Origin of the sequence: Actinomadura bangladeshensis, assembly GCF_004348335.1 — a bacterium.
In the GTDB taxonomy this organism is placed as follows: Bacteria; Actinomycetota; Actinomycetes; order Streptosporangiales; family Streptosporangiaceae; genus Spirillospora; species Spirillospora bangladeshensis.
The window spans coordinates 1-20,821 of the sequence record NZ_SMJW01000096.1; the positions used below are offsets into that span (position 1 = coordinate 1).

The 20,821-nt window shown below is 69.9% G+C and carries 23 protein-coding genes; 8 read left to right on the forward strand and 15 right to left on the reverse strand.

The genetic code is table 11. The annotated features are described in order from the left end of the window. On the reverse strand, positions 1-387 hold a 387-nt coding region (locus tag E1284_RS19675), incomplete at its 3' end, for an ATP-binding protein (protein WP_131940973.1). 181 nt (positions 388-568) lie between these two features. On the opposite strand from E1284_RS19675, the gene E1284_RS19680 reads away from it, so the two are divergent. Together E1284_RS19680 and E1284_RS19685 are read left to right on the forward strand one after the other, a co-directional pair. Continuing rightward, on the forward strand, positions 569-1,450 hold the full coding sequence (locus E1284_RS19680) for a helix-turn-helix domain-containing protein (RefSeq protein WP_131940975.1): 882 nt from the start codon (positions 569-571) through the stop codon (positions 1,448-1,450). Positions 1,451-1,466: 16 nt separating this feature from the next. Then, positions 1,467-1,673: a DUF397 domain-containing protein gene (locus tag E1284_RS19685; protein WP_131940977.1), complete on the forward strand. Its 207-nt coding sequence runs from the start codon at positions 1,467-1,469 to the stop codon at positions 1,671-1,673. A 96-nt stretch (positions 1,674-1,769) separates the two neighbouring features. On the opposite strand, the gene E1284_RS19690 is transcribed toward E1284_RS19685, so the two are convergent. The 4 genes from E1284_RS19690 to E1284_RS19705 all read right to left on the reverse strand — a co-directional run bounded on the left by E1284_RS19690 (position 1,770) and on the right by E1284_RS19705 (position 3,793). Continuing rightward, on the reverse strand, positions 1,770-2,174 hold the full coding sequence (locus E1284_RS19690; RefSeq protein ID WP_207923847.1) for a hypothetical protein: 405 nt from the start codon (positions 2,172-2,174) through the stop codon (positions 1,770-1,772). Positions 2,175-2,312: 138 nt separating this feature from the next. Further along, complete coding sequence (locus E1284_RS19695; protein ID WP_131940979.1) at positions 2,313-2,723, reverse strand: DUF4259 domain-containing protein; 411 nt, start codon at positions 2,721-2,723, stop codon at positions 2,313-2,315. 102 nt (positions 2,724-2,825) lie between these two features. Beyond that, complete coding sequence (locus E1284_RS19700) at positions 2,826-3,050, reverse strand: tyrosine-protein phosphatase (protein WP_131940981.1); 225 nt, start codon at positions 3,048-3,050, stop codon at positions 2,826-2,828. A gap of 170 nt (positions 3,051-3,220) precedes the next feature. Beyond that, entirely contained in the window at positions 3,221-3,793 is a 573-nt protein-coding gene (locus E1284_RS19705) for a dihydrofolate reductase family protein (protein ID WP_131940983.1), read from the reverse strand. Positions 3,794-4,002: 209 nt separating this feature from the next. Here E1284_RS19705 and E1284_RS19710 point away from each other — a divergent pair, with 209 nt between their 5' ends. Continuing rightward, the gene (locus tag E1284_RS19710; protein ID WP_131940985.1) at positions 4,003-4,848 is read left to right on the forward strand and encodes an SDR family oxidoreductase; all 846 of its coding nucleotides are present in this window, start codon (positions 4,003-4,005) and stop codon (positions 4,846-4,848) included. Between the two features lie 31 nt (positions 4,849-4,879). On the opposite strand, the gene E1284_RS19715 is transcribed toward E1284_RS19710, so the two are convergent. The 5 genes from E1284_RS19715 to E1284_RS19735 form a co-directional block, all read right to left on the reverse strand. After that, entirely contained in the window at positions 4,880-5,425 is a 546-nt protein-coding gene (locus E1284_RS19715; protein ID WP_131940987.1) for a flavoprotein, read from the reverse strand. Positions 5,426-5,468: 43 nt separating this feature from the next. Further along, positions 5,469-5,831, reverse strand: a complete 363-nt coding sequence (locus E1284_RS19720; protein WP_131940989.1) for a nuclear transport factor 2 family protein — start codon at positions 5,829-5,831, stop codon at positions 5,469-5,471. Positions 5,832-5,980: 149 nt separating this feature from the next. After that, entirely contained in the window at positions 5,981-6,625 is a 645-nt protein-coding gene (locus E1284_RS19725) for a response regulator (RefSeq protein WP_243714599.1), read from the reverse strand. Positions 6,626-6,653: 28 nt separating this feature from the next. Beyond that, entirely contained in the window at positions 6,654-7,790 is a 1,137-nt protein-coding gene (locus E1284_RS19730; RefSeq protein WP_207923848.1) for a sensor histidine kinase, read from the reverse strand. Then, positions 7,787-8,263: a DUF1453 domain-containing protein gene (locus E1284_RS19735; RefSeq protein WP_131940993.1), complete on the reverse strand. Its 477-nt coding sequence runs from the start codon at positions 8,261-8,263 to the stop codon at positions 7,787-7,789. The genes E1284_RS19730 and E1284_RS19735 overlap by 4 nt, the downstream gene beginning before the upstream one ends. Positions 8,264-8,480: 217 nt before the next feature. On the opposite strand from E1284_RS19735, the gene E1284_RS19740 reads away from it, so the two are divergent. Next, a complete protein-coding gene (locus E1284_RS19740; protein ID WP_131940995.1) occupies positions 8,481-9,362 on the forward strand; it encodes a hypothetical protein in 882 nt (293 codons plus the stop codon). Positions 9,363-9,423: 61 nt separating this feature from the next. Here E1284_RS19740 and E1284_RS19745 read toward each other — a convergent pair whose 3' ends face one another. Continuing rightward, positions 9,424-11,514, reverse strand: coding sequence for a DNA gyrase/topoisomerase IV subunit B (locus tag E1284_RS19745; protein ID WP_131940997.1), 2,091 nt, complete (start codon positions 11,512-11,514; stop codon positions 9,424-9,426). Positions 11,515-11,724: 210 nt separating this feature from the next. Here E1284_RS19745 and E1284_RS19750 point away from each other — a divergent pair, with 210 nt between their 5' ends. From E1284_RS19750 to E1284_RS19760, 3 genes are all read left to right on the forward strand, one after another. Then, on the forward strand, positions 11,725-12,627 hold the full coding sequence (locus E1284_RS19750) for an ABC transporter ATP-binding protein (protein ID WP_131940999.1): 903 nt from the start codon (positions 11,725-11,727) through the stop codon (positions 12,625-12,627). Further along, positions 12,624-13,697 carry an ABC transporter permease gene (locus E1284_RS19755; RefSeq protein WP_131941000.1) on the forward strand — a complete coding sequence of 358 codons (1,074 nt, stop codon included), beginning with the start codon at positions 12,624-12,626 and terminating at the stop codon, positions 13,695-13,697. The genes E1284_RS19750 and E1284_RS19755 overlap by 4 nt, the downstream gene beginning before the upstream one ends. A 119-nt stretch (positions 13,698-13,816) precedes the next feature. Then, a complete protein-coding gene (locus E1284_RS19760; protein ID WP_131941002.1) occupies positions 13,817-14,047 on the forward strand; it encodes a DUF7455 domain-containing protein in 231 nt (76 codons plus the stop codon). A 181-nt stretch (positions 14,048-14,228) separates the two neighbouring features. Here the strand turns inward: E1284_RS19760 and E1284_RS19765 are convergent, their stop codons facing one another. Beyond that, complete coding sequence (locus E1284_RS19765; RefSeq protein WP_243714600.1) at positions 14,229-14,936, reverse strand: GNAT family N-acetyltransferase; 708 nt, start codon at positions 14,934-14,936, stop codon at positions 14,229-14,231. A gap of 47 nt (positions 14,937-14,983) precedes the next feature. On the opposite strand from E1284_RS19765, the gene E1284_RS19770 reads away from it, so the two are divergent. After that, the gene (locus E1284_RS19770; protein WP_131941006.1) at positions 14,984-15,727 is read left to right on the forward strand and encodes a YaaA family protein; all 744 of its coding nucleotides are present in this window, start codon (positions 14,984-14,986) and stop codon (positions 15,725-15,727) included. A gap of 91 nt (positions 15,728-15,818) precedes the next feature. Here the strand turns inward: E1284_RS19770 and E1284_RS19775 are convergent, their stop codons facing one another. From E1284_RS19775 to E1284_RS19785, 3 genes are all read right to left on the reverse strand, one after another. Further along, positions 15,819-17,486, reverse strand: a complete 1,668-nt coding sequence (locus E1284_RS19775; protein WP_131941008.1) for an RNA polymerase sigma factor — start codon at positions 17,484-17,486, stop codon at positions 15,819-15,821. A gap of 252 nt (positions 17,487-17,738) precedes the next feature. After that, entirely contained in the window at positions 17,739-19,871 is a 2,133-nt protein-coding gene (locus E1284_RS19780) for a SpoIIE family protein phosphatase (protein WP_131941010.1), read from the reverse strand. Positions 19,872-20,191: 320 nt separating this feature from the next. Continuing rightward, entirely contained in the window at positions 20,192-20,773 is a 582-nt protein-coding gene (locus E1284_RS19785) for an HhH-GPD-type base excision DNA repair protein (RefSeq protein ID WP_131941012.1), read from the reverse strand. Positions 20,774-20,821: the final 48 nt, after the last annotated feature.

Consider the following 20,821-nt stretch of genomic DNA (forward strand, 5'->3'; position numbering starts at 1 on the left):
CAGATTGACAAGTTCAAGCCCGCGCCCACCCTCGGCCTCCACCGGCGGGCGGAGACCCGCCCCGGACGGCACCGTCCCGCACCAGGCCGCAGAGTCGAAGACCCCCACCACGACCTCCGTCCCCCGCCCACGCGCGTAAATCTGCACCTCCGGCAGCCCGGCCGTAGGCATGATCGCGAGCGGCTGCCCACCCAACGCGTGCGCGAACACATTGGTGGCCAACTCGGAAACCATCGTGACCGCGTCGTCCACCATCCCTTCGGGCAGCAGCAACGCCCCAAGCGTCTCCCGAACGACCTCCCGCGCCACCCGAGCGCACCGAGCCTCCGCCGGCAACGCCCACACCGCACACCCACCCACCCGAACCACCTCGGCGGCGCTGGACATATCCGACACCTCACCTCTCCACGATCCGCGACCGGAGAGACACTCTCCGTGTCATTGACGCGACGCATCGTGCTTCTGAACAGGTGGTGATCGCAAGTAGAAATGAAAAATTCCATCTCTCACTGCGAACGATCTTGAAGAATTACCTCCGCGGACGTAGCCGACACGGCACACTCAGTACATGCCCGAACGCCGCCCCACGATCCGGGAGCGCAAGCTCGCCGCCGAACTGCGCCGCCTACGCGAACGCTCGACCATGCGCTTGGACCAGGTCGCCGCCGAGCTACAGGTGCAGTGCGAGGGACGATGGTCCGCCCCGAAGCTGTCGCGCATCGAGACGGCGGCCCAGGGCATCAAGACCTCCGACGTGAACCAGCTCTGCGACCTCTACGGCGTGTCGGCCGAGAAGCGCGAAGCACTGCTCGCCCTGACCCGGACGGCACGCCAACGCGGCTGGTGGGACGCCTACGCCGACACGATCCACACCGACTACGCGGCCTACATCGAACTCGAAGCCGAAGCCAAGTCCCTCCGCTGCTACGACGCCCTCGTCCTCAACGGCCTGCTAGAGACTGAGGAGTACGCACACGAGATCATCCGAGTCGGACTCATGCAGTTCGCTCCTCTTGCAGAAGTGGACCGCAGAGTTGAAGTACGCAGGACACGCCAAGCCGTACTCACGCAGCGGCAACCGGAGCCACTGCGCCTCTGGACGATCATCGACGAGGCCGCTCTTCATCGCACGGTCGGCGATCGAGCAATCATGCGCCGACAGTACGACCACCTGCTGGCTCTCTCGGAGCAGCCCAACATCATGCTCCAAGTTCTTCCGTTCGCCGCCGGCGCACCTCCGTCACCTACGGGCTCGTTCGTCTACATGGATTTCGCCGAGCGCCACATCCCCGATGTCGTGTATCTCGATGGCCTCACCAGCGCTCTCTACATCGAGGACGACAGCCAGGTTCATACCTACTCACTCGCGTTCAACCAACTCGCGATGTCAGCTCTCGGGGTGGACGAGTCCCTCGATATGATCTCCAAACTGGCCAAAAGTACGCAATAGCGGCATATTGGTCTGAATGAATGCCTACAGCCCCTCAGCCGAATGGCGTATCAGTTCGTACTCAGCACAGGGTGCGACCTGCGTCGAGGTAGCGAAGATCACGTGTACATGCCTGCTTCGCGACTCCACGGACCCGGACGGCGCAGTCTTGACCCTCACCGTCAGAGAGTGGGCCACTCTCCTCCACGTCATCAAGACAGGCGCCTACGACCAGCCGGGGTAAGGGCCGGGATGAGCAGCGTGACACGGCGGGGCGCGCACTCAGCGAGCTCGAGCGTCAGCCGCAGTACCGGTGCGATCCGCCGGGGAGGTGGGCCGGTCATGCCGAGGTCACGTCTCGCGCACGTGTAGAAACGGTCGCGGCACTCCTCCATGTACTGGAGGCGGCCGTCCAGCCTTCTTGATCGTTGCGGAGTCCCCGCGACCATGGTTCGACGTTCCAGACGGCTTCGTGCCAGGCCCTCGCGGCTGCCACGGTCTCTGCCTCGCCGACGAGGAGCACCGCCTCCCACTCGGCTTGGCGCCGAGATTCGGCCTGCGCGAGTAGCCCCATCCCCTCCTCGGGATCCAGCGGATCAACGGTGAATTCCAGCCCGCGGTGCGCTGCAAGGCGTTGCGTGGTCAGGTACGAGCCGAGCACCCCGATGACCACGCCTATCAATGCCGACGATTGATCCAGAAACCCACCGCTACCTCCCGACAAAGGACGGTCGGCCGCTCCCATCGGTTCGGTGGTTCGGGCAGTTTGCATGGCCGCTCCCGGTCCGCCGACAGGAGGTCGGGTCACCCAATGTCCATGCGTCACTGCCTGCAGATCATCGAGCCCGTCCGGAGCCGGGCTCGATGATCTGCGCCGGTAAGGTCACTTCGGCTGTTCGGAAAGCACCAGGCGTAGTCGGCCGATCTCCGCGCGCCATTCCTCCCCGCCGCCGCTCTCGTCCCAGAGCTGCTCCAGTTCCGAGTCGGGGCCGACCACCCGATCCAGGGCCTTCACCGCCAGGGGGCGCAGGTCAACGGGCAGTTCCGGAACTTGCTCGTCCGGCCCGTAAGCGGAGTCGACGGGCTTGCCACCAGGGCACTGGGCCGCCACCAGAGCAGCCGCGGCAACTGCCACCACGCTCTCATCGCTGTCCAAGTAACCTGTCTCGCCGATCACGGCCTCCAGGGCTTCTCGAATTGCTGACGGGCGCTCTTCCGAGGCCAGTTCATCGAGGTCTCCTGCGAAGTCGGCGGCGGTGTCGTTGCCGAAAGGGCTGGCGTCCCAGGTTCCCATGTCATCCTCCAGATCAGTGGCGGCCCACGCTATCCGGTGGGTCGGACACCACACGCCGGCCCGCCGTGACCGGTGAAAGGGTCGCCGGACGTCCGGCCGGCGCTATGGCTGGAGGAAGTTGTTCCGGAGTTGGACGATCACGTCTTTGTCGATACCGAGTCGGTCGGTGGCATAGGCGTGGACGGAACCGTAGGTCGTGCTCATGTCAGTCAGGAATAGACGCATGACATCGGCGGGGGCCCGGCCGTAAAGCGGCCGCCGCAGTTCTCGGCCGGGGTGCGTCGACCGCCACTCGGCGATCAGGTGGTCGGTGGTGGCCGGTTCCAACGCACCTCGCGGCCGTCTGCGCCTCGGTATCCGCCGAGGTCACGGAAGTAACACAGGCCGCCCGCAGTGCGCGCAGGCCGTTCGACGTCGTCGAGGTCTGCGCGCACGGAGGAGCGCGCTCTCCGGCGCTGCGGCGCGGGCAGGAAGCCGCAGCCGGCGACGGACGGCCGTCAGCGGACGACGTCGAAGACGTTCTTCTGGATGCCGTTGGAGTATGCCTCGTGCTCGACGAGCTTGAGCTGCTGGGTGTCCTTGTCAGTGGCGCTGAACAGGCGCTTGCCCGCGCCGAGCAGCAGCGGGAACACGAGCAGGTGGTACCGGTCGATCAGACCCGCGTCCGACAGGGCATGGTTCAGGGCCGTGCTGCCGTGGAGGATGATCGGGCCGCCCTCGGTCTTCTTGAGCGCGGCGACCTCGTCGAGCGAGCGCAGGATCGTGGTCTCGCCCCAGCCCTCGACCAGATCGTCATCGGTGAGGGTGGTGGAGACGACGTACTTCGGCATCGCCTTGTAGCCGGTGAACTCCTCCATGGCGGGCCACACCGGGCTGAACGCCTCGTAGCTGGCCCGGCCCAGGAGCAGCGCGGTGGACTCCTCCTGTTCCCGGCCCTTGATCTCGTACGCCTCGGGGAGGAACTCGATGTCCTTGAAGGTCCAGCCGCTGTTCCGGTAGCCGGGTTCGCCGCCCGGCCCCTCCATGACGCCGTCGAGCGAGATGAAGGCGGTGCTGATCAGAGTACGCATCTTGGTCTCCCTGGTGTCTCGCGGTACGGTCAAAGCATGCCCTGGACAAAAAGATTTGTCAAGAACGATTGAGTTGTCGGTCGGCCCTCGGCTGCGGCGGACTTCGAGGAGGCGCCGGGTCGTCCAGGGCAGATGGCGGACGGGGCCTGGGCCGGGGGGCGCCGCCTCCGGCTTGACCTGGAGCACGCTCCGGGTTGGAGGCTTGCGGGATGAGCTCACACGGTTCGAAGACCTGGTTCATCACCGGCGCCTCACGCGGCATCGGCCGCGAACTCGCGGAGCGGATCCTCGCGCGCGGGGACCGCGTCGCCGCGACACTGCGGAGGCCCGAGCAGCTGGACGATCTGGCCGCCGAGTACGGCGACCGGTTGCGCCGGTACCGGCTCGACGTCACCGACACCGCCCGGCTCGACACGGTGGTCGGCACGGCGTTCGCCGATCTCGGACGGATCGACGTGGTCGTCTCGAACGCCGGCTTCGGTGTGCTGGGGGTCGCCGAGGACCTGACCGACGGCCAGGTGGAGCGATCGATCGCCACGAATCTGACGGCGTCCATCCACCTGGCGCGGCGGGTCGTTCCGCACCTGAGGGAGCAGGGCGGCGGGGTGCTCGTGCAGATGTCCAGCATGGGCGGGCACATCGCGTTTCCGAAGTTCGGCATCTACCACGCGACGAAATGGGGCATCGAAGGGTACTTCGAAGCTCTGGCGCCGGAGGTCGAGCCCTTCGGCATCAAGACGATCCTGGTCGAGCCCGGCATGGTCCGGACGAGCTTCTACGACGCCGCGGAACGCGTCCCCCTCAGCGCCCCCTACCGGGGCGGCCCGGCGGACACCCCGTCACCGCCGGTGGAGCACATGCCCGCCAGCCAGTCCGGCGTCGCCCACGCGACGATCGAGGCCGCGCTCTCCGACGACCCGCCGCTTCGGCTGCTGCTCAACTCCGACGCCTACGAGAACGTCACGTCCGCGCTCCGTGAGCGGCTTGCCGCGTTCGAGGCCCGCCGTGACGCGGCCTACGCCGCCGACGCCGAGGTCACCGCGAAGCCGTCCTGACCGCACGCCGGACTCTGGGCGGCTCGGGGTCTCAGCTCAGCCGGGCGTGGAGTTCGGCAAGGTTCTGCCGGATCTCGGACCACGGGAAGACGCCCTTGGGATCGTCGCCGGAGTCGGGGGTCGGGAGCTTGGCGGGGTCCAGCAGGACGGTGACGCCCCAGCCGCGCAGTTCGGCGACACTCCGGACGAAGACGGGGTGGCGGGCGAGGGCCGCGTTCGGCCAGGGGGCCGCGATGATGGGGCGGCCGAGGCCGACGGCCTCGTTGAGGAGGCCGAGGGCCAGGGTGTCGCTCGTTCCGTGCGCCCATTTGTTGATCGTGTTGAACGTGGCGGGCGCCACGGCGAACGCGTCGGCGGGCGGCAGGACGTCGGGCTCGTCCGGCCGCTTGTAGTCGGAGCGGACGGGGAAGCCCGTCAGTTCGGCCAGGCGCCCGGCGTCCAGGAACTTCATGCCGGACGGGGTGGAGACCACGCACACCGTCCACCCGTCGGCCTGGAGCCGTTCGACGAACGGCGGGAGGTCTGCGGCGGGCCGTCCGCCGCAGGCGATCACATAGAGCACCGGGTCATCGGTCACCTTCCCACCATGCCACCGATCTGCCCTGGGGTGATCCGAGCGGTCAGGTCTCCATGTCGTCGGGGCCCCAGTGGGCGTCCATGCGGACGATCTTGCCCTCCTCGTTGAAGGTCATGACGTCGATGGCGCGGATGCGCATGCCGGGGACCTCGATGGTGAAGGCCATGGCGGCGCGGTCGCCGTGGGAGCCGCGGATGGGGCCGTCCAGGGAGAGCTTGGCGCCGCTGGCGATCGCGTTCTTGTAGAACTCCTCGATGGCGGCGCGGCCGTTCATCGGGGGGCTGCCGACCGGGTCCTCGACGACGGCGTCGTCGGCGTAGAGGCCGGAGATGGTCGCGGCGTCGGCGGCGTTGAAGGCATCGATGTAGGTCTGAAGCGCCTGCTTCATGTGCTCCTGTGTCGGCATGGGGCGAAGCGTAGCAAGCGATCGCTTACTCCAAGAGACGCGGACGTAACTACAGGGCTGAATGACAGCCGCGGAATCACAGCGGTCTGGTTACACCGGGGTGGTTTCGGCCTCCCGGGACCGGGGCTGCAGGCAACGAGCTCCGGTGATCAGCCGGTGAGGCCGTGCTTGTAGGCATAGGTGACGGCCTGGGCGCGGTCGCGGAGGTTCGCCTTGGCGAACAGGTTGTTGATGTGCGTCTTGACGGTGGCCTCGGAGATGAACAGGTCGCCGGCGATCTCGCCGTTGGAGCGTCCCTGCGCGATGAGGGCGAGGACCTCCGCCTCGCGGCGGGTGAGGCCGTCGGGCAGGCCCGCGCGGCGGGGGCGTTCACCGGCGGCGACCGCCTCGACCAGGCGGCGCTGGACGGCGGGGTCGAGCTGCGACGCGCCGCAGCGGACGGCGGCGACGGCGCGGGCGATCTCGTCGGCGTCGGCGTCCTTGGTGAGGTAGCCGCGGGCGCCGGCGCGGAGGGCGGCGAAGATCGAGTCGTCGTCGGCGTAGGTGGTGAGGACGACGATCCCGACGTCGGGGTGGGCCTCCTTGATGCGGCGGGTCGCCTCCACGCCGTCCATGCGCGGCATCCGCAGGTCCATCAGGACGACGTCGGGACGCAGGTCGGCCACCATCGCGACCGCCCGTTCACCGTCGCCGCAGGCACCGGCGACCTCGATACCGGGCAGCAGTTCGAGGAGGAGGACCAGGCCCTCGCGCACCACGGTCTGGTCGTCGACGACCAGGATCCTCGTCTTCACCGCGTCTCCTGTTTCACCGCGTCTCCCGTCACGCCGGCACCTGGAGGGACACACGGAACCCCGTGCCGTCCGGTCCGGTGACCAGGGTCCCATCGATCAGTTCGGCGCGCTCGCGCATGCCGACGAGGCCGTATCCGCCTCCGTTCAGCTCGATGGCCGACTCCGTCCCGCCGCTGTCGGTCACCTCGAGTTCCACCCGGTCGTCGAGGTAGCGGAGGATGATCCGTACGCGCGCGCCGGGAGCGTGTTTCCGGACGTTCGTGAGCGCTTCCTGAGCAGTGCGCACCACCGCGAGCCCCGCCTGCGGTGACAGTTCGCGCGGTGAACCCGTGACCCGCACGTCGCAGGGGCGGCCGGTGCTGGCGTAGAACTCCTCGGCGAGTTCGGCCAGCGCCTCCTTGGGCTCGGGCACCTCGCCGCGGAGCGTGGCGAGGGCGCGCCTCGTCTCCTCCAGGCCCGAGCGGGCGAGGTTACGCGCGCGCTCCACACGGTCCAGGGCCTGGACGCGGTCGCCGTCCCGGGACAGGAGCAGCCGCGCTCCCTCCAAGTGGACGATCTGCGCCGACAGCGAGTGCGCCAGGATGTCGTGGATCTCGCGGGCGAGATGCGAGCGTTCGGCGAGGACGGCGTTGGCGGCCTCGGCGCGGCGGGTCGCCTCCTGCGCCGCGACGCCCTGGCGGCTGGCGACGGCGCCGAGCGTGAGCCCCGCGAACGCCGACATGAGGCCGAAGTCCGCCCCGCCCGACCGGAGCGCCTCCCCGAGCCCGCCGATCGCGGCGAGCGTCAGCACACTGACCGTGATGCCCCAGGGCAGCGGCAGCCGCATCAGCAGCACCCACAGGCCGGCCATGCAGAAGAAGAACCCGCCGCCCGCGTGCGGCGCGATCGCGTACAGAGCCATCCCCGTCGCCACGGCCAGCAGCAGGAGGGCGATGCCCGCCCCCCGCAAGGGCGAGCCCTTCTGCCGTCCGACCGCGATGCCGACCCCCAGGAGGACGAACATCACCACGTTGAGGACGACGAGGGCCAGGCCGACGCCGTGCGTCGCCGGGGCCGGGTCGCCCCTCAGCAGCCCCCGGACGTACGCGACCAGGCCCCACGTCACCAGCATGCCGATGACGAGCAGCCGGATGAGCCGCTCTCTGGCCCCCGCCTTGCAGTTCACGATCCGACGTTAACCGGCGCGAACCGGGCGAGCCCGTGTGCCCGGCGGACGACGACGAGGCTCTGCGCGAGCAGCGTCACGGCGAGGAACGGCGGGCCGCCGCCCCCCGGCGCCCCGATCCCGGCGGCGTGTCCGGCGCGGGCGAACCGCGCGCGGACCGCGACCGACACCGGCCAGGCGGCGAGCGTCCAGCCGGTGCCGCGCCACCAGGGCGTGCCGTCGTCCTCCCGCCGGACGGTGACCGCGCGCAGCACGCCGAGCCCGACGGCGGCGCCGGCCTCCGCGGCGAGCAGGCCGGCACTGAGGGCGGGATGGCCCCTGTCGATCAACCCGCCCCGGGCCACGGCCGCCACCCCGAGGACGAAGGGGAGGCCGTACATCCTGAGCTCGTCGATGGAGCACGTCCGCAGCTGCCGGTAGCGGACGCGCGTCGGCGCCGCGAGGCCCGGCGCGACGTTGTCCAGCGTGTTCATGCCCCCGACGCTAAGGACCGGCGCATCCGGTGCGGATCGCCGCACGGCTGGAATCCCGCTCTCCACCCCAGGGTGGACACCCCTCGCCACCTGGCCGGATGTGGACACATGAGCGATCTTGTTATTAGACACGATGTTGTTTTTAGATCGAGGTTCTTGCGTGGACCGCTCCAAACGCCGGTCCCGCGCCACCTTCCGAGAAAGGCCCCCGACGCCTGTGAAACTCCTCTCCCGCGCCGCCCTCGCGGCGGCGCCCGCCTGCCTCGCGCTCGGCATGGCCGCGGCCCCCGCCCAGGCCGCCGCGCCGCAGGCCCCGGCCGCGGCCCCGCTCGCGGCACCGCAGGTCCTGCCGCCGGACGTGCCGTCGTTCGACTTCGCGAAGCAGTGCCCGCCGCTGCCCGCCGGACAGGACCCGAAGCTCGCGACCTGCCTCCAGCTGGTCGTGACCGGCGGATCGATGAAGCTCGGCGGCCTCACCCAGGAGATCACGCAGCCGATGCGGACCGTCATCCAGGCGGTGCAATCGTCGTGGTCGGAGCCGGCCGTGTACACCAGCGTGAAGATGACCGGGAAGCCGATGACCGTGCCCGGCGGCGTCCTCGGCCTGCTCGGCCTGCCGATCGGCGGGATCGACGACCTGCCCTACAACCGGGTGCAGGTGCAGGCCAAGTACGCGGGCGGGTTCGATTTCAACCTGCCGACGACCGCGATCAACCTGAAGATCAAGCTGATCAACGACGCGATCGGCAACGGCTGCTTCATCGGCTCGAACAAGGACCCGCTGAAGCTGAACCTCGGCATCGACTTCGCCAAGATCAGCGTGGTGACCGAGGGCGACATCAACGACCCGTTCAGCAGCCCGCCGATCCTGACGATGCCGACCGAGGACACGACGTTCGCGGTGCCGAAGACCAACGGGTGCGGCATCTTCGGCCCGGTCATCGACTGGAAGGCCGGCCTCCCGTCGGCGTCCGGGAACAACGCGGCGTCGTTCCGGCTCTACATGGCCACCGCGCCGTACCAGTCGGCGAACACGCTGTCCGCCCGGAGCGCGCAGGACCCGGTCCAGACCTTCCGCAACCTCGAGATCGGCGACTGATCCACGTCGTCGCGGGGCCGTCCACCACGGGTGCGGCCCCGCCCCCCGCCACCGCGCGCGGTCAGGTGTCGATGCGCTCGACGTCCAGCTCGGTGGCGCTGGCGGTGAGGAACGCGCGGCGCGGCGCGACGTCGCTGCCCATCAGCAGGTCGAACACCTTCGCCGCCTCCTCGGCGTCCTCGATGCGGACGCGCCGGAGCACCCGGTGCCGCGGGTCGAGGGTCGTCTCCGCAAGCTGGTCGGCGTCCATCTCGCCGAGGCCCTTGTAGCGCTGGATCGGCTCCTTCCAGCGCTGGCCCTTGCGCTCCAGCTCGACGAGGCGCTTGCGCAGCTCGGCGTCGGAGTAGGTGTAGATGTACTTGTCCTGGCCCTTGCGCGGCTTGATCAGCTCGATGCGGTGCAGCGGCGGGACGGCGGAGAACACCCGCCCGGCCTCCAGCATCGGCCGCATGTAGCGGTGGAAGAGCGTGAGGAGCAGCGTGCGGATGTGCGCGCCGTCGACGTCGGCGTCGGCGAGGATCACGACGCGGCCGTAGCGGGCCGCCTCCACGTCGAACGTGCGGCCGGACCCGGCGCCGAGCACCTGGATGATCGCGGCGCACTCGGCGTTCTTCAGCACGTCCGCGACGGACGCCTTCTGCACGTTGAGGATCTTGCCGCGGATCGGCAGCAGCGCCTGGAACTCGGAGTTGCGGGCGAGCTTGGCGGTGCCGAGCGCCGAGTCGCCCTCGACGATGAACAGCTCGCTGCGGTCGTCGGTGGTGCGGCAGTCGACGAGCTTGGCCGGCAGCGCCGAGTTCTCCAGCGCGTTCTTGCGCCGCTGGTTGTCGCGCTGGGTGCGGGCGGCGATGCGGGTCTTGGCCGCGCCGACGACCTTCTCCAGGACGGCCCGGAGCTGCTGCTTCTGCCCGCGCGGCGGGTTCTCGAAGACCGCCCGGAGCTCGCGCAGCACGACCTGCGACACGATGCGGGTGGCCGCGGACGTGCCGAGGACCTCCTTGGTCTGGCCCTCGAACTGCGGCTCGGGCAGCCGGACCGTCACCACCGCGGTGAGGCCCTCCAGGACGTCCTCCTTGATGACGTCCTCGTCGCCGTTCTTCAGCAGCTTGGTCGCGCGGAGCTGCTCGTTGAGCACCTTGAGGACGGCGCGGTCGAAGCCGCGCAGGTGCGTGCCGCCCTTCGGGGTGGCGATCACGTTGACGAACGACTTGGTGATCGTGTCGTAGCCGTTGCCCCAGCGCAGCGCGACGTCGACCTCCAGGTCGCGTTCCACGTCGGTCGGGGTCAGGTGGCCCTGGTCGTCCAGGACGGGGACGGTCTCGGTGAAGTGGCCGCGCCCCCGCAGGCGCAGCACGTCGATGATCGCGGTGTCCTTGGCGAGGTAGGTGCAGAACTCGCTGATGCCGCCGTCGAACCGGAACGTCTCGTCGACGATCTCCTCGCCGCGCTCGTCGCGGACGTCGATGGTGAGGCCCGGAATGAGGAACGCGGTCTGCCGCATCCGGTCGAGGACGAGCTCCTGCTCGACCGTGGCGTCCTTCAGGAAGATCTGCAGGTCGGGCCAGAAGCGGACCCGGGTGCCGGTGACCTTCTTGGCGACCTTGCGGGTCTGCCGCAGGCCCGACTTCTTCTTGAACCGGGCGTTGGGCCGCCCCTCGTCGGCGAACTCGCCGGGCAGCCCGCGCCGGAAGCTGATCGCGTGGGTGTGGCCGTCCCGGTCGACCTCGACGTCCAGCCGCGCGGACAGGGCGTTGACCACGGACGCCCCCACGCCGTGGAGCCCGCCGGACGCGGTGTAGGAGACGCCGCCGAACTTGCCGCCCGCGTGCAGCCGCGTCATGACCAGCTCGACGCCCGGCAGGCCGGTCTTCGGCTCCAGGTCGACGGGGATGCCGCGGCCGTTGTCGCCCACCTCGAAGGACCCGTCGGCGTGGAGCGTCACGCTGATGTGGGTGCAGTAGCCGGCGAGGGCCTCGTCGACGCAGTTGTCGACGATCTCCCACAGGCAGTGGGCGAGACCCCTGCTGTCGGTCGACCCGACGTACATGCCGGGTCGTTTCCGGACGGCCTCCAGCCCCTCCAGCACCGACAGGTGCCGGGCGGAGTAGCCGTGCGGGTCTTCGGTTGTCGCTTCGGCGGTCGCGGCGGTCAACGTGCGTGCGCTCCTCGGGGGTAGGACGGTCGGCAGCAGGGTACTCCCGGCCGCCGACAATCCACCGCAAGGCTCGCCGCTGCGGGAGTTCCGCACGTCCGCGCGGCGGCCCGGACGGTTCGCCAGGTTGGCGGGACTTCGACTTCTAGACCTTAACGTCCACCTTTAGGTGGGTGTGCAGGAGTTCGCTCCGCTCATACCGTCCTGGGCATGGTGCAAACGATCGAGGTCTCGGGCCTCCGTAAACGCTACGGGGACGTCCAGGCCGTGGACGGGGTGACGTTCGGGGTCGAGGAGGGCGAGTTCTTCGGCATCCTCGGCCCGAACGGCGCGGGGAAGACGACGACGCTGGAGATCGTCGAGGGGCTCCGCAAGGCCGACGAGGGGGACGTCTCGGTGCTCGGGCTCTCCCCGTGGCCGCGCAATCCGAAGCTGCTGCCGAGGATCGGCGTCCAGTTGCAGGCGTCGTCGTTCTTCGAGCGGCTGACCACCCGCGAGCAGCTGCAGACGTTCGGTTCCCTCTACGGCGTCCCCTCCCGCAAGGCCGACGCGATGATGGAGCTGGTGGGGCTGGCGGACAAGGCCGACGTCCGGGTGGAGAAGCTGTCGGGCGGCCAGGCGCAGCGCCTGTCCATCGCGTGCGCGCTCGTCCACGACCCGGAGCTCGTGTTCCTCGACGAGCCGACCGCGGCGCTCGACCCGCAGGCCCGCCGCAACCTCTGGGACCTGCTGCGCCGGATCAGCACCGAGGGCCGCACGGTCGTCCTGACCACGCACTACATGGACGAGGCGGAGATCCTCTGCGACCGCGTCGCCATCATGGACGCGGGCAGCATCCTCCGGCTGGGCCCGCCGGCCGTGCTGGTGCGCGGCCTGGACGCCCCGGCGCGGATCAGCGTGGCGAGCGGCGTCCTGGACCTCGCGGACGCGCGGCTGCTGCCGGGCTCGGACGAGGCCGCCGACGACGGCGTCTCGCTGACCATCACGACCCGCGACCCGTCGGCGGTGGTCGCGGCCATGGCGGCCAAGGACGCCCTGGACGGCGTCCAGATCCGCGGCGCCACCCTTGAGGACGTCTTTCTGGAGCTCACCGGACGGGAGTACAGGGCGTGAGCACGTTCGAGAGCTTCAAGAGCCTGTCCAGGGCGATGTACCTGGGCTTCAAGAGGGACCGGACCGCGCTGTTCTTCACCATCCTGTTCCCTCTGATGTTCCTGCTCATCTTCGGCGGGGTCTTCGGGCACCAGACGACGGCCAAGGTGAACGTGGTGGAGGTGGGCAAGGCGCCGATCCTGGAGCAGGCCGTCACGCAGGGCGCCGAGCAGCTCGGCAAGGTCATGGAGGTCACCAGGACCTCCGACCGCGCCGCCGCCCTGCGCAAGGTGGAGAAGGGCGACGCGGACGCGGCCGTGGAGCAGCGGGGCGCCCGGCTGGTCGTGCACTACTCCGCCGCCGACCAGGTCAAGTCGGGGACGGTGCGGGGGCTGATGGACTCGATCGTCCAGGCCGCGAACCAGGACGCGACCGGCCGGCCGCCCACCTACACGATGTCCGCGCAGCAGGTGGAGGACGACTCGCTGAAGGCCATCCAGTTCTTCACGCCCAGCCTCCTGGGGTGGGCGCTGGCGTCGGCCGGCGTCTTCGGGGCGTCCCAGACGCTGGTGTCCTGGCGGACCAAGGGCATCCTGCGGCGCCTCCAGCTCTCCCCTGCCCCGATCCCCACCGTGTTCGCCGCGCGCGTCGCGGTCAGCCTCGCCATCGCGCTCGTGCAGTTCGCGCTGTTCGTGCTCGTGGCCCAGCTCCCGATGTTCGGGCTGCAGCTGAGCGGCGCCTGGTGGATGTCCATCCCGATGGTGATCGCCGGCGTGCTCGCCTTCCTGTCGATCGGGATGCTGATCGGCGCGTGGGCCAAGACGCAGGAGACCGCCCAGGCGGTGACGCAGCTCGTCGTCCTGCCCATGGCGTTCCTCGGCGGCTCCTTCTTCCCGCTGGACGCGGCACCGGGCTGGATGAAGACGCTGTCGTACATATTCCCCTTGCGGTACCTGAACGAAGGAATGCTCAACGTGATGGGACGCGGTCTCGGACCCATGTCCGCACTGCCCCAGATCGGCGTCCTGCTGGGCGTCGCGGCCGTCGGCGCGCTGATCGCCGTGCGCCTCTTCCGATGGGAGGCCGCCTAATGTGACCTCGGTCACTTATTGGGCCATTCTGCTGTGGGCGTACGAAGAACCAGGTTGGGAACGCCAGCGTCGGGTTAGATGTTGTCCTAAGTACCGACCCCGAGCATGAGGAAGGTGCCGTGACTGGAGCCCTTGCCCCAACCAAGCCGTTGACCGTCGCCGACCGATGCGACCGCTGCGGCGCCCAGGCCTACGTCCGAGCTGTCCTTGTAGGCGGCGGCGACCTTCTGTTCTGCGCCCACCATGGACGCAAGTACGCAGAGGCGCTCCGTGCCAACGGGGCCGACATACAGGACGAGTCCGACCGGCTCATCGAAACCCCGGCCACCGCGTCCCCCGAGGAGCGGTAGTTCTCCCACATAGAAACCCCAGGGACGGCGGTCACCGGAGACGGTGGCCGCCGTTCGCATTTCGCCCCTTCGGCCCTTTGTGGAGCCGAATCAGGTCAACTTCATAGAGTCATTATTCGATTACATATCGTCACTGGATTCGGCCGTCTCTGTGACGTCGATCACTGAGATCACGCACTTCTCACCTATCGGTGACATTCTTCACTCGGTAGTGATAGCCCCCGGCCTCCGCGAAGCCCTCGGACGCGTACATCGCCCTGGCCGGAGCGTTTCCTGCGACGACGACCAGGTACGCCGACTCGCACCCCTGCTCGCGTCCCCAGCCGAGAAGCGCCCGCAGGACGCGGCGCCCCAGGCCCCGCCTGCGCGCGTCAGGCGCGACGGCCATGGCATAGATGCCGAGCCACTCCCCCTGCGGGACGCCGCGGCCGACGGCGACGCCGCCCAGGGAGGCGTACCCGGCCGGCACACCCGTCAAGATCTTCTCCGCCATCGGCAACTGGTGGTCATAGCGGCCGTCCACCGACCACCACAGGTCGAGCCAGTCGCTGGAGGGCTTCTCGGCGATCTCCACACCGTCCCGCTCGTAGGGGCCGGACAGCTCGGTCGCCATCGCGATCGTCGGATCGACCAGTTCGTAGCCCCGTCCCTCCAGGAATCCGTCGATCCCCTCGGGCCGCGCTTGGGCGTCCACTGAGAACACTGTGGGGAGGCCGAGCCCGGCGTAGAAGCGCTCAGCGCGCTCAACGGCCGCACCCACGTCCCCCGGGTCGGCCAAGGGCAGGACGGAGTTGGCCCGCTTGGTCACCCCGTCGGCGTGGCGCAGCAGCCAGCCGCCCATATCCTTGGTGGACGGCGCGGGCCATGCCCCGGCGACGAGCTCGCCCAACCGTGCTTCCAGGGAACGCGCCATCTGTCACCGCTTTCGGGGGGATCGTGCACATCCTGCTGCCGCCGTCGGAGAAGAAGGCTACCGACGGGGACGGTCCGCCCCTCGACCTGGCCTCGCTGAGCTTCCCGGAGCTGAACCCGGTGCGGAAGCGCGTCCTGTCGGCCCTGGGCAGGGCCTGCAAGCGGAAGGACGCGGCGGACATCCTCGCTCTGCCGCCAGGCCAGGTGGACGACGCGCTGGCCCGCAACAAGGTGCTGCACGAGGCCCCCACGCTGACGGTCGCCCGGCTCTACACCGGCGTCCTCTACGACAACCTCGACCTCCCCGACCTGGACGCAGAGTCCGCGGCCGAGCAGATCATCGTCTTCTCGGGCCTGTGGGGCGCGCTGAGGCTCACCGACCGCGTCCCGCCCTACCGGCTGGCCATTGCCGTGTCCCTGCCGCCTGCGGGCCGCCTGGGGACGCTGTGGCGCCCGGCGATGCGCAAGGCACTCCCGCAGGACGGCGACCTGGTCGTCGACATGCGCTCCGGGCCGTACGCGTCCGCGTGGAAGGCGCCGCAGCCGGCCGTCGCCGTCCGCGTGTTCCGCGAACGCCTCGTGGGCGGCTCCCCCAAACGGACGGTCGTCAGCCACATGGCCAAGGCCACCCGCGGCCGCATCGCGCACGACCTCCTCAAGGCGGGCGCCGCGCCCCGCACCCCGGAAGAACTCCTCAAGGCCGTCGCCGACCTGGGGCACACGGTCGAGCTGAACGGCCCCGACCTCGACGTCATCCTGCACGACTGACGCCCCGGCACCCGATACCGGACGCACGAAGAACAGGACCCCGCGCGTGGGCGCGGGGTCCTGTTCCTTGTCCGGTCGCCGACCCGCCGGGTCAGTCCAGGTAGTCGCGGAGGACCTGGGAGCGGGACGGGTGGCGCAGCTTCGACATGGTCTTGGACTCGATCTGGCGGATGCGCTCACGGGTCACCCCGTACACCTTGCCGATCTCGTCCAGGGTCTTCGGCTGGCCGTCGGTGAGGCCGAACCGCATCGACACCACGCCGGCCTCGCGCTCGCTGAGCGTGTCCAGGACGGAGTGGAGCTGCTCCTGCAGCAGCGTGAAGCTGACCGCGTCGGCCGGGACGATGGCCTCGGAGTCCTCGATGAGGTCGCCGAACTCGCTGTCGCCGTCCTCGCCCAGGGGCGTGTGCAGGGAGATGGGCTCGCGGCCGTACTTCTGGACCTCGACGACCTTCTCCGGGGTCATGTCGAGTTCCTTGGCCAGCTCCTCCGGGGTGGGCTCGCGGCCCAGGTCCTGGAGCATCTGCCGCTGCACGCGGGCCAGCTTGTTGATGACCTCGACCATGTGCACCGGGATGCGGATGGTGCGGGCCTGGTCGGCCATCGCGCGGGTGATCGCCTGCCGGATCCACCAGGTGGCGTACGTGGAGAACTTGTAGCCCTTGGTGTAGTCGAACTTCTCGACGGCGCGGATCAGGCCGAGGTTGCCCTCCTGGATGAGGTCCAGGAACAGCATGCCGCGGCCGGTGTAGCGCTTGGCCAGCGAGACCACCAGGCGGAGGTTGGCCTCCAGGAGGTGGTTCTTGGCGCGGCGGCCGTCCTCGGCGATCCACTCGAAGTCCTCGAGGTCCTCCTCGGACATCGCGGGACCGGAGACGGCGAGCCGCTCCTCGGCGAACAGGCCGGCCTCGATGCGCTTGGCGAGCTCCACCTCCTGCTCGGCGTTGAGCAGCGGGACCTTGCCGATCTGCTTGAGGTAGTCCTTCACCGGGTCGGCGGTGGCGCCGGCGGCGGCGATCTGCTGGGCGGGCGCGTCCTCGTCGTCGTCGCCGAGGGTGAAGCCCTCCTCCTCGGCGGGGGCGCCGGCGCCCTGCTTGCCGACGGGGGCGGCCTTCGCCGCGGGCGCGGCCGGGGCGGCCTCCTCCTCCTCGTCGGCCTCGGACTCCTCGACCTCGGCGGCCGTGTCGTCCTCCAGCTCGACGTCGAGGTCGGCGAGGTCCTCGTCGAGGTCGACGTCGACCTCGTCGTCGACCTCGGGGTCGGCGCCCTTCTTCGCCGGCGCCGCCTTGACGGGCGCGGCCTTCACGGCGGCGGCCTTCTTGGCGGGCGCGGCCTTCTTGGCCTTGGCGCCCTTCGCGCCCTTGGCGGGCGCGGCCTTCTTGGCCGCGGGCCTCGCGGCGGCCGGACGCGGCTCCGCGGCGGCCTCCTCGGGCGCCTCGTCGCCGACGACGGCGGTCACCGTGTCGGGCTGCTCCTTGGCGGCGGCCGCGGTCTTCGGCCTGCGCGCCGCCGGCGTCGCGCGCTTGCGCGGACGCTTGGGCGCCGCGGAGTCGGCAGCGCTCACCATGACGGTCACACCCTCCTTGCTGAGGCTCCGCAGAATGCTGGAGGCCTTCGACACGGGGATGTCGGCCTCCTCGAACGTACGGCGTACGTCGTCGGCTTCGAGGTAACCCTGGGACCGTCCACGCTCGATCAGTTGCGCGATGACGTGATCGTGCAGATCCGACGCTTTCGAGGTCGAGCTAGCAGGCGACACAAATACCTCTCGAACGAACGTGTGGCTTGGTTGACCCAAGTGCCCTGACGGGCCCGGCCTCACACTGGGTGGGACCACACACGGAGCGGACCACCGGTGCGGGACCGCAGCGTACCCGCTCTGTCTGGGTCAAGCATTCTGGCACTGCTGCGCGTTCCACCCTGAAGTCCTACCCGGTAAGTCTCCACCTTAGAGGGCGCCGGGCGGTCCTTCGAACGTGCTACTCCGTCTTCACGCGGTCTCAGGCGGATTTCACGCGGGCTCGGGCGGGACGTGCAGGGCGAGCACGGTCACATCGTCCACCTGCTCATATCCGGCAAGCATCCGATCGACCAGGAAGTCGACGACTCTCTCGGGATCTCCTACCACTTCAGGTGGGGCGTCCGCGGCCACGGCGACAAGCTCGTGCAGCCCGGCGTCCACCCCACGCCTACGGTTCTCCACAAGTCCATCGGAATAGAAGACCACAGTGTTGCCGGTTTCGATGGAAAAACTTGTCTGCTGCCGCTGGCTGGGCCAGCCGAGCGGCGTTCCCGGCTCCAGCGTGCTGACGCGCGCGGGCTCGTCCGGCGAGATCAGCAGGGGCGGCGGATGGCCCGCGTTGCTGAACTCCCCCTGCCCGGTCTCGGGGTCGATGACCACGTACGCGACCGTGGTGAACTGCTCCTCGTCCTCGGTCGCGCTGAACAGCCGGTCGAGGCCGGCCAGGACCGCGGCGGGGCGCGGATCGTTCAGTGCGAGCGCGCGCAGGGCGTTGCGGACGCGGCCCATTCCGGCCGCGGCGAGCACGCCCTTGCCCATGACGTCGCCGACGGCGACGGCGAGCCGGTCGTCCGGGAGGCGGAACACGTCGTACCAGTCGCCGCCGACCTGCACGTGCCGCGTCGCGGGGTTGTAGCGGGCGGCCAGCACCATGCCCGGCAGCTGCGGCAGGTCGCTCGGCAGCAGGCTGCGCTGGAGCTCCTCGGCGGTCTTGTGCTCGCGCTCGAACAGCAGGGCGCGCTCGACCGCCAGGGCGCACTGCCCGGCCAGCGCCTCCAGGAAGACCCGCTCCTCCTCGGTGATCTCCCGGGGCCGGGTGAAGGAGAAGCGCAGCGCGCCGATCGGGGCGCCCGCCGCGAGCAGCGGCAGGCCCACCCAGGCGCGCTCCTCGGTGTGCTGGGCGAACAGGTCGCGCTCGCCGTGCCCGAGCTGCAGGCGCAGGCTGTCGGGGTGCTCGGCCAGGAACGGCCGGCTCTCGCGCACCGCCACCGACATCACGGTCTGGTCACTGACCTTGATGTCGTCGCGGGAGGACGGGCCGGTCTCGCCCTCCCCCTGCTGGGACGGCGCCACGATGCTGAGGCGCAGCTTGTCGTCGTCCAGCAGCGCCACGGCCGAGTAGTCGGCGCCGATGGCGGACCGTCCGACCTCGGTGATGACCTGGACGACCTGGGAGACGGTCAGGGCCTCGGCGAGCATCGAGGTGGCCTGCTGGAGGCGCGCGGTGCGCAGCGCGGCCGCCGACAGCTGCTCGGTGAGCCGGCCGCGCATCTCCTCGGCCTCGCGCTGGCCGGTGACGTCGGTGTTGGCGCCGACCCACTCGATCACCGTGTCGCCCTGCCAGATCGGCACGGCCCGGACGTCGAAGTGCCGGTAGGTGCCGGTCTTGGTGCGGATCCGGTAGTTGGTCTCGAAGACCCGGTTCTCCTCGACGCAGTCGTGCCAGGCGGCCTCGATGCGCGGGCGGTCCTCCGGGTGCACCACCGACAGCCAGCCGCCGACCGCGTAGTCGTCCGGCGTCTGCCCGGTGATCGCGCGCCACTCGGGCGCGTCGTCGATCACGCCGCCGCCGGGCGCGGCGACCCACACCACCTGGGCGCTGGCCTCCACGAGCGAGCGGTAGCGCTGCTCCTTGCGGCGGATGACCTCCTCCGCGCGGCGGCGCTCGGTCACGTCCAGCGCCGTCAGGACGACGCCGAGGAGCTCGCCGTCCCCGTTGCGGGCGGGCAGCCACGTGCACGCCAGGATGCGCTCCTCGACGGCGGTGGCGACGCCCGAGGCGTCCTCGGGCGCCACGGCCTCCTTGCCCGGGACCACCAGGTCCAGGTCGGTGACCGGGCGGTCCTCGTCGATCACCTTCCGCAGGGCCGTCTCGAACGCCGCGGCCGGCGCCTCGGGCAGCACCTCGGCCGGTCTGCGCTTGTGCAGCTCGCGCACGGGCACGCCGAGCAGCCCGGCGAGCGCGTCGTTGGCCCTGCGGCAGCGCAGTTCGCGATCGAAGAACGCCAGCCCGCCGGGGGCCTCTTTCAGCAAGGTCGCGTACAGCGCGGCGTCGGACGCATCCATGGGCTGCCCCTCCACCCCTGAGACGCGGGGATGCGGGACGGACGTCTCGGTGCTCAAGGACAACACCTCCGCCCCAGAGGGTCCCGTACCGCGCGGCAAGTTTTCATCACTATGAGTGAATGGGAGCAGGCTAGCGCTCCCGCCTCCATCACAACACCGGTCGGAGTCAGGTATTCATCATCCCGATGGTTCGCCGTGTACGGAAGCCCTGCTGAACATCCATGTCCCTCCGGCCTCGGGCGAACTCGTCGGATTCGGACACCGTCGCAGGCGGACGCGGGAGGCGGCCGCCCGGGACGGCGAGTAGAAGATGTTACGGCCCCGGGCCGTGACGGCGCGTCAACTCGCCCACGCCGGGTGTGTCCCGTCCTCGGCGGCTACTTGGCGGCCTTGGCCGCGGCCTTCTGCTCCTGCTTGAAGGCCCGCACCTTGGCCAGGGACTCGGGGCCGGTGATGTCGGCCACCGAGCGGTGGGAGCCCTCGTCGCCGTAGGCGCCGGCCGCCTCGCGCCAGCCGTCCGGGCGGACGCCGTACTGCTTGCCCAGGAGGGCCAGGAAGATCTGCGCCTTCTGCTTGCCGAAGCCGGGGAGGGCGTTGAGGCGCTTGAACAGCTCCTTGCCGCTGTCGACGCCCTTCCACACCCGCTCGGCGTCCCCGTCGTAGTTCTCCACGAGGTACCGGCACAGCTGCTGGACGCGCTTGGCCATAGAACCGGGGTAGCGGTGGACGGCCGGCTTCTCCGACAGGAGCGCGGCGAACCGCTCCGGGTCGCAGGCGGCGATCTCGTGCGCGTCCAGGTCGTCGGCGCCGAGCCGCTGAGCGATGGTGTAGGGGCCGGAGAAGGCCCACTCCATCGGGATCTGCTGGTCGAGCAGCATGCCCACCAGCGCGGCCAGCGGGCTGCGTCCGAGCAGCTCGTCGGCTTCCGGACGCTGTGCGAGGTGAACCTTCGTGGCCATGGGGCCAGCTTAGGGCGGTCCCGGAATCTGTCAGAAGTCTTACGTGCG

Coding starts and splice junctions, on each gene's coding strand:
- E1284_RS19680 (WP_131940975.1), top strand. CDS start 569: ATGCCCGAACGCCGCCCCACGATCCGGGAGCGCAAGCTCGCCGCCGAA.
- E1284_RS19685 (WP_131940977.1), top strand. CDS start 1,467: ATGAATGCCTACAGCCCCTCAGCCGAATGGCGTATCAGTTCGTACTCA.
- E1284_RS19690 (WP_207923847.1), bottom strand. CDS start 2,174: ATGGGAGCGGCCGACCGTCCTTTGTCGGGAGGTAGCGGTGGGTTTCTG.
- E1284_RS19695 (WP_131940979.1), bottom strand. CDS start 2,723: ATGGGAACCTGGGACGCCAGCCCTTTCGGCAACGACACCGCCGCCGAC.
- E1284_RS19705 (WP_131940983.1), bottom strand. CDS start 3,793: ATGCGTACTCTGATCAGCACCGCCTTCATCTCGCTCGACGGCGTCATG.
- E1284_RS19710 (WP_131940985.1), top strand. CDS start 4,003: ATGAGCTCACACGGTTCGAAGACCTGGTTCATCACCGGCGCCTCACGC.
- E1284_RS19720 (WP_131940989.1), bottom strand. CDS start 5,831: ATGCCGACACAGGAGCACATGAAGCAGGCGCTTCAGACCTACATCGAT.
- E1284_RS19735 (WP_131940993.1), bottom strand. CDS start 8,263: ATGAACACGCTGGACAACGTCGCGCCGGGCCTCGCGGCGCCGACGCGC.
- E1284_RS19750 (WP_131940999.1), top strand. CDS start 11,725: ATGGTGCAAACGATCGAGGTCTCGGGCCTCCGTAAACGCTACGGGGAC.
- E1284_RS19785 (WP_131941012.1), bottom strand. CDS start 20,773: ATGGCCACGAAGGTTCACCTCGCACAGCGTCCGGAAGCCGACGAGCTG.